The sequence below is a fragment of the Actinomyces oricola genome, from assembly GCF_004104015.1.
In the GTDB taxonomy this organism is placed as follows: domain Bacteria; phylum Actinomycetota; class Actinomycetes; order Actinomycetales; family Actinomycetaceae; genus Actinomyces; species Actinomyces oricola.
In genome coordinates this window covers 25,083-31,637 of the sequence record NZ_RYFV01000031.1, presented here as the reverse complement: position 1 = coordinate 31,637, position 6,555 = coordinate 25,083, and the positions used below count along the sequence as shown (strand labels likewise).

7 protein-coding genes are annotated in these 6,555 nt (G+C 58.8%); 5 read left to right on the top strand and 2 right to left on the bottom strand.

From position 1 onward, the window contains the following. Positions 1 to 494: 494 nt before the first annotated feature. The 5 genes from EUC46_RS11065 to EUC46_RS11045 all read left to right on the top strand — a co-directional run bounded on the left by EUC46_RS11065 (position 495) and on the right by EUC46_RS11045 (position 4,729). A complete protein-coding gene (locus EUC46_RS11065) occupies positions 495 to 1,277 on the top strand; it encodes an SDR family oxidoreductase (protein WP_128774216.1) in 783 nt (260 codons plus the stop codon). Between the two features lie 487 nt (positions 1,278 to 1,764). Further along, positions 1,765 to 2,583: a hypothetical protein gene (locus tag EUC46_RS11060; protein WP_128774215.1), complete on the top strand. Its 819-nt coding sequence runs from the start codon at positions 1,765 to 1,767 to the stop codon at positions 2,581 to 2,583. Positions 2,584 to 2,595: 12 nt separating this feature from the next. Next, positions 2,596 to 2,808: a tautomerase family protein gene (locus EUC46_RS13485; protein ID WP_128774214.1), complete on the top strand. Its 213-nt coding sequence runs from the start codon at positions 2,596 to 2,598 to the stop codon at positions 2,806 to 2,808. A 32-nt stretch (positions 2,809 to 2,840) separates the two neighbouring features. After that, positions 2,841 to 3,641, top strand: a complete 801-nt coding sequence (locus EUC46_RS11050; protein WP_128774213.1) for a carboxymuconolactone decarboxylase family protein — start codon at positions 2,841 to 2,843, stop codon at positions 3,639 to 3,641. 8 nt (positions 3,642 to 3,649) lie between these two features. Beyond that, a complete protein-coding gene (locus EUC46_RS11045; RefSeq protein WP_206645979.1) occupies positions 3,650 to 4,729 on the top strand; it encodes a 3-oxoacyl-ACP synthase III family protein in 1,080 nt (359 codons plus the stop codon). Positions 4,730 to 5,380: 651 nt separating this feature from the next. Here the strand turns inward: EUC46_RS11045 and EUC46_RS13340 are convergent. Both EUC46_RS13340 and EUC46_RS11035 read right to left on the bottom strand, forming a co-directional pair. Then, positions 5,381 to 5,752, bottom strand: coding sequence for a DapH/DapD/GlmU-related protein (locus EUC46_RS13340; protein WP_128774212.1), 372 nt, complete (start codon positions 5,750 to 5,752; stop codon positions 5,381 to 5,383). Positions 5,753 to 5,763: 11 nt separating this feature from the next. Then, positions 5,764 to 6,516, bottom strand: a complete 753-nt coding sequence (locus EUC46_RS11035; RefSeq protein ID WP_164918824.1) for an NAD(P)H-binding protein — start codon at positions 6,514 to 6,516, stop codon at positions 5,764 to 5,766. Positions 6,517 to 6,555: the final 39 nt, after the last annotated feature.

Below are 6,555 nucleotides of genomic sequence, written 5' to 3'. Positions count from 1 at the left end.
AACACGACACCCCCGAGCAGACCTACACCGCGTTCACCGACTACATCACCAGCCGCACCTTCGACTACGACTTCGAACACCTACCAACAATACGGCCCGACAACGATCTTGTTTAAAGCCGGCCATACTCACGTACATTGAAGAGCCGAAGCCGATCGACACGCCGCTACCCGATACAGCCAACCTCGAACTCCGGCGTGTCGAAGTGCGACCCCCACAGTACGACGACTACCGCGCGTGGCGAAACAGAACAATCTTTGATGTCGTGCGAGCCGCACCAGAAGTGTCGACATTCTCCGCCTACCACACGGTGTTCTCCACGCATCCAGGCGTTCTGTTTCTCTCGGGATTTGATGGGAGCCTGAACGACTATCGCCAGGTCTTCTCTTCAGCTAGATACCGCCAAATCGTCCAGGCAGCAGGAGCGAAATATATCACCAGGGGCGAACAGGGCTTAGACACTCGCATCTTCCGTCTAGTTAGGAGCATTTGATATGCACGGACCAGCGGTGATATCAGGAGCCACGGGCGGGATCGGCAGCGCTATCGCGAGGTCGTTCGTCGTCGACGGGACGTCCGTTGTGCTGTTGGGGCGCCACCAGGAAACTCTCGACGTACTCGCTAGGCGACTCCAGAGCGTCTCCAGATCCGGAGTCTGGGTCGATACTGAAAGAGTTGATATCAATACCTCCGAATCCGTCAACGACGCGGCTGTTGCCATAACTACACGACACGGTCCACCACGATCACTCGTTCACGCCGCGGGCGACCATCCCGTCATGCCGGTAAAGGATACGACTGACGCTGATTGGCGGACTGCCTTTGAAGGAAAGTTCATGGGCGCCGTGCGTCTCATTAAGGCCTTCGAGGAGTCGTTGCGTTCAGCGAAGGAGGGGTCGATCGTTCTAATTTCTGGACTGTTCCGTGCGGAACCGTCGCCGATGTTCCCAATTGGCAGTAGTATCAACGCTGCTCTCGGTGCCCTGGCCAAGGCAGCATCGAAAGAACTCGCATGTGCGAATGTGCGCGTTAATGTTGTTGACCCGGGACCTGTCGCCACCACTCGGTGGATGCACACTTGCGAGGAACTTGCGGCATACGGCACTTCCGACGCGAACGAGATTAATGAGAAGACCATGTCCAGGATCCCAATGGGCAGACTCGCGAGGCCGGAGGATGTCGCTGCCATGGTGCGATTCCTCTGTTCGAGTGATGCATCGTATATCACCGGCGGTTCCTTTCTCGTTGACGGCGGGATGGCAGCCGGCCTTGCATAAAGACCCCGCATTTCAGAATCACCACCATCGTAATCGGACGTCGGTCGGGACCCGTACTTATAGTTCGACCTTTTTCCGGATGACCGCCAGGCTATTGGGCGTCCAAACACCAACAACCAAAGCAGTTTTCACGTATCGGCATCGAGTTTGTTCAGACATTATTCGTCTTTCGGTCGCGAAAACTACCTGCTCTTTGCTCGAGTACTTGCCTTTATGATACGTTCGGCATCATAATCGATAGTTTTTTGACGCTTTTGTAGCCTGCTTTTCTAAAGCTCGGATCCAGGCCTGACCCTGCCTCTCTTCCTAACCTATTCATGTGCGGAAGGAACAAAATTCCTGAAGTGTATTCGGAGCGGAGCATCATTCCGATGACTAGAGTTGATCGCGATTGGCACGTCATACGGGCGTCGAAATCTGTCTCATATCAATTATCGCTACACTTGAGCCGAATTTAGGATCAGGTCGAAACCATTAAGGATGTCGTGTGCCTACCAAAACCTTCAAATTGTCGCCTACAACTCAGGGGCCTTTCTACCCGCCAAGTGAAGCGATGGACCAGCACGGAAATTTCGTAGTGGTCGGCAGAATTAATCGTGAAACTTCCCTCGGGGTTGATGCTCAGTGGGGCGCTGCGATTGTGGCACCCTCTCCGGCACCAGATTTCGGATCACACGCGCCTTACCACATCCTTGAGGAACTCGACATAAACGACGAGCGTAGTCTGGCTAAGATTGTTCTTCACACGTTACCGCTTCCTCTTCTCTCGAACAACTACGACATGCTATTCGCCCCGGAGCAAAATCCGAATGCACACGCTGCTCATCGTCCGAGCATACCGCTCCATGCGGTCCCCTACCCAGACGAACGCGCCATCGATGGCCCAAAGCGGCTTCCTCCTATCACACTCCAGACGTGGTTACAGGCGAAAGGAGAAGTCTTGGTGCAATGGAGCCCCGGCTGTCCGGCAGCAGAGTTTGAGCTCAACATGGATGGACTGCTTCCGAATAGTTTGTATACAGTCATGACGTTGAAAGCCTGGGATCTTAGGCCCAAAAATCCGACCCGACCCGGGCCACTAGGAATCCCCAATGTGTTCATCTCAAACGAAGCCGGAACTGGCCATTATAGCGCGCAGCTTCCGTGCCCGTTCCCGAGGGGAGGAAACCGAGTTGTGAATGTCGTAGTTCTTTGGATGTCCGAGCAGCGCAGCCATGCTGGCGCTATCGGCAGTTTCGGGCTCGGAGGAGACGTCCACGCACAACTAAAGATCAAAGACAATACCTTCTTTGATATCAACCCCTGACGAAAGGATGCCATGCCGATCTTAAATGTCACCACTTGGGATGGACAGACCGATGAAGAGGCCCGCGAGCTCATGGTTGCGCTAACGCAAACCATGAAGGAAGTGACTGGGGTACCTCTGGATAAGATAACGGTCTATATTCAGGAGATCCCGCGAAATCGTTGGGCCGAGGCTGGAAGCCTCGGATCGGATCCCGACTTTCCTGTCGCATCACGGAGACAATAGACAACAATGCTGATGAAAGGAACCGATACGCAATGGCACAGCAGAATAGGTACGCGCGGGGCAAGCTAGTCCTTGCCGAGGTTGAAGGAAATCCGGACGGTTCGATTCTCGACAGCGTTGCTGACTTTTGTCCAGACCTCGCAAGATTTGTTGTCGAGTTTGGGTATGCCGACGTCTTCGACCGGCCGGGTCTCTCCAGACCAGAACGTCAGCTGGCGACGATCGCAGCGCTCGCCGCGCTGGGCAACGCACCCGGACAACTGCGCTTTCACATCAAAGGTGCTCTGAACGTAGGTTGCACACCGGAACAAGTGGTTGAGGCATTCGTACATATCTCCATCTACGCGGGGTTCCCGGCTGCTCTCAATGCAGTCGCCGCAGCACGTGAGGTTTTCGCTGCTGAAGGTGTAAGTCCGGTGGCTAGGCATCACCAGACCGACGCTTCGTCCCGTTTCGAGACAGGCTCGGAGCTCTTGCGAAAGATTGATGGAGCAGATGGTAACGCGGTTGTCGCGTCCTTGGCCGACATCGCGCCGGATCTGGGACGATTCATCATCGAGTACTCGTTCGGTGACGTCTACGCAAGGCCCGGCCTAAGGCTACAGGAACGAGAGTTGGTCACCGTAGCGGCGTGTATTGCGCTGGGCACTTGTGTGCCACAGCTCCGTTTGCACATGCGGGGCTACCTCAACGTTGGCGGAACCGACGAGAAGCTTGTGGAGCTCGTCATCCAGATGGCCGTGTACGCGGGTTTCCCTGCCGCGCTGAACGGACTCAGTGTTCTCCGTGATGCGCTCGCTGAGCGCGGCACGATTGAGGCTGATTGCAAGTAAGCGCGAGCATGGACATTAGCAATGCAAGCAAATGCGTGGGATCCGCTGGGGTGTCAAGCAATATCATTCCTGGCCTTACGCTTCCGTTCAGGACGGCGGCGATGCGGCCTCGGAGCGTGCAGATAATCGGGACGGGGGCGTTTGTACCTGAGCGGACTGTATCTAACGAGGAGGTCGGTTATCCAGCGGGCGTCGATGATGCCTGGATTCGCCGCAAGGCAGGGATCGTTTCGAGGCGTTGGGCCGATCCGGCCACAGCTACCAGTGATCTCGCGGCGCGGGCGGCATCGGAGGCGTTAGCTGACGCTGGTGTCGCTGCTTCGGAGATCTCACATCTTGTAGTCGCCACATCGACTCCGGACCATTCCCAGCCTCCCACAGCCGCGATCGTCCAGGACATGATCCACGCAGAGAACGCTGCGGGATATGATCTTAATTCGGTGTGTAGCGGCTTCGAGTTCGCTTTCAATACGGTAGCACAGTTGAACTCGATCAATCACGGATACTCCTTGGTTATCGGTGCGGACGTGTATTCCCGCATCCTCAATCCTCTTGATCGTCGAACTGTGATTCTCTTTGGTGATGGCGCTGGAGCGGTCGTGTTGGGATCCTCTCGAAGTGGTAATGCTCCGACAGTCATCGCTGGAAAACTGTGCACCTATGGTCGTTTATCAGGCGTCATACGGGTCCCGATGGGAGGGTCCAGGTTGCCCTTCGGAACCGACGCCAACGACGAGCGTCGCTATTTTCAGATGGATGGCCGTAGCGTGCGAGCATTCGTGACGACGATGCTTCCCAAGGTCATCCGTTCTTTTCTCTCCGAGGTGGGAATTGTCCCCGACGAGGTTCGTCATCTCATTCCTCACCAGGCAAACGGTGTCATGCTACAGGAACTGGTCGATGCCATGCAGTTCTGCAATCTCACACAACACCTTATTGTTGACCAGTATGCAAATACGGGATCTGCATCGATTCCTTTAACGCTCGACTATGTGCGACGTAGAAATCACATCGCTTCCGGCGATCTGGTCCTAATGGCGGGTTTCGGTGGCGGCATGTCCGTCGGCCTCACGTTGATTCGGTGGTAATGACTCCGACCTCATGCGATAATGCTTTACGCAAGGAGATGTCAGATCTTTTTCGGCTGTTGTTTGGATGCGCGCCAAGCTTCGATTTCACATCCCAGCGTTTCGCGTTCGACGCGTTCTGGAGTGAGCGGTCGAGTCGTCGACATTATGTCAAACCCGGGCTTGATGGAAGCGGTGAATGCAGGACGGATCACTGTTTCAGGATTTGAGGAGTGTCCGATGGGACGGCGTGAGCCGCCGCCTGGGATGGTGTCGGCAGGCCCGGTAGGCCCTTATCGTTCTGGGACGGCAGCCGGTCGGGTGGCTGGGGATCTGGGCATTGGCCCGGATCCTCGGCGAAACTCGTGAGGGAACCGAACGTGCGCGTTGTCCTGTTGCAGCTCCTCGTGCCCGTCTTGCTCCTCACCTTCGTCTTGGGCTCCGCAGAGGCGGCCCTCATCACGGGTCAGGTGACGACCGCAGTGAGATTGGGCGCTACATTGGCCTGTGCGGCTCGCTTTGCCACTTGGCTCCCGCTGTGGACTGTCCCAGGTTCGATTGTCGCAGGCGCGGGAGTCGACAAGGAGGGCGACGCACGAGCACTGGTGGGGTCGGGCAGCGTAGCGAACTTCGCGGTCCTCGGCCTCGTCGCGTGCTGCACACCGGCTGGTGCTATGACTTCCCCGATTTCGCCCCCTTTCTCGGCCGGCGAGATCTCTGACGGAGCCTGGTCTCGCACACGGCGTCCTTCTTCTCAGTCGGCGTCGTCCTGGCGCCGCCGACGTCTTTCTCGCGAATGACCCGGGCCGGTACCCCGGCGACGACGGCGTGGGCCGGGACGTCCTTGGTGACCACCGCCCCGCCGGCAATGACGGCATCGTCCCCGACGGTGACGCCCGGCATAATGGAAGCGCCCGCCCCGATCCACACACCACGTCCCACGGACACGGGATGGCAGTTGAGGATCGTGACGTCGTCGCCGTCGCGCAGCCGGTCCCAGATGTCCTTGTGCGCGGGGCGCTCGGGCCTCACCGCCTGTGCCATCGTATCCTCGCTCACCCGCGCAGCCGCGCGACGTCGGCCTGGACGAATGCCGGCTCCTCACCCAGGGGGACGTTGCCGGTGTCCAGCACCCCGTCGAGCGCCCCGGGCTCATCCGCGCGCGTGGCGGCGAAAAGCGCCTCGAAGTCGGTGACGGGATCGCCGGCCGCGCTGAAGACCTCGACGGTGCGCCCCGCCCCGGAGGGGACGGTCGCGCCCTCCAGGAGGATCTGGGCAATGTGGTGGCGGTCCACGCCGGGCCGCCCGGTGACGAGATCGCCCTGACGCAGATCGATCCGCTGATCCCGGGGCCCCTGATAGTCGAACCAGCCGGGCCGCACGATCGTGTACGGGCGGCCGCTGACACGCAGAAGACGCTCAGCGCGCCGCTTCCACTCCACGAATTCATAGCGGCTCGGCCCGGTCGAACGGCTCGTGCCCATGGCGGTCATGAGGCTGATGTGGGTCCTGCCGTCCGCCCGGGCATCCAGGAGCGCCCGGACCGTCTCGTAGAAGCTCACTCCCCCACGGCCGTCCACGTCCCCGCCATGGGTGAGAACGACGACGTCGATCCCCTGCACCAGGGGACGCAGCGCCTCAGCGGAGCCGGGATCAGCTTCGACCACCTCCACCTCGCTGGGCAGCGAGCGCCGGGCCCGCCCGGCGTCCCGGCTCTGGGCTCGCACGCTCAGTCCGCGCCCAAGGGCTTCCTCCACGACCAGGCGGCCGACCTGGCCGGTGGCTCCAATCACAAGAACAGCTGTCATGACACAACTCCACATCGCTGGACGGGGCCCTGCCCGGAT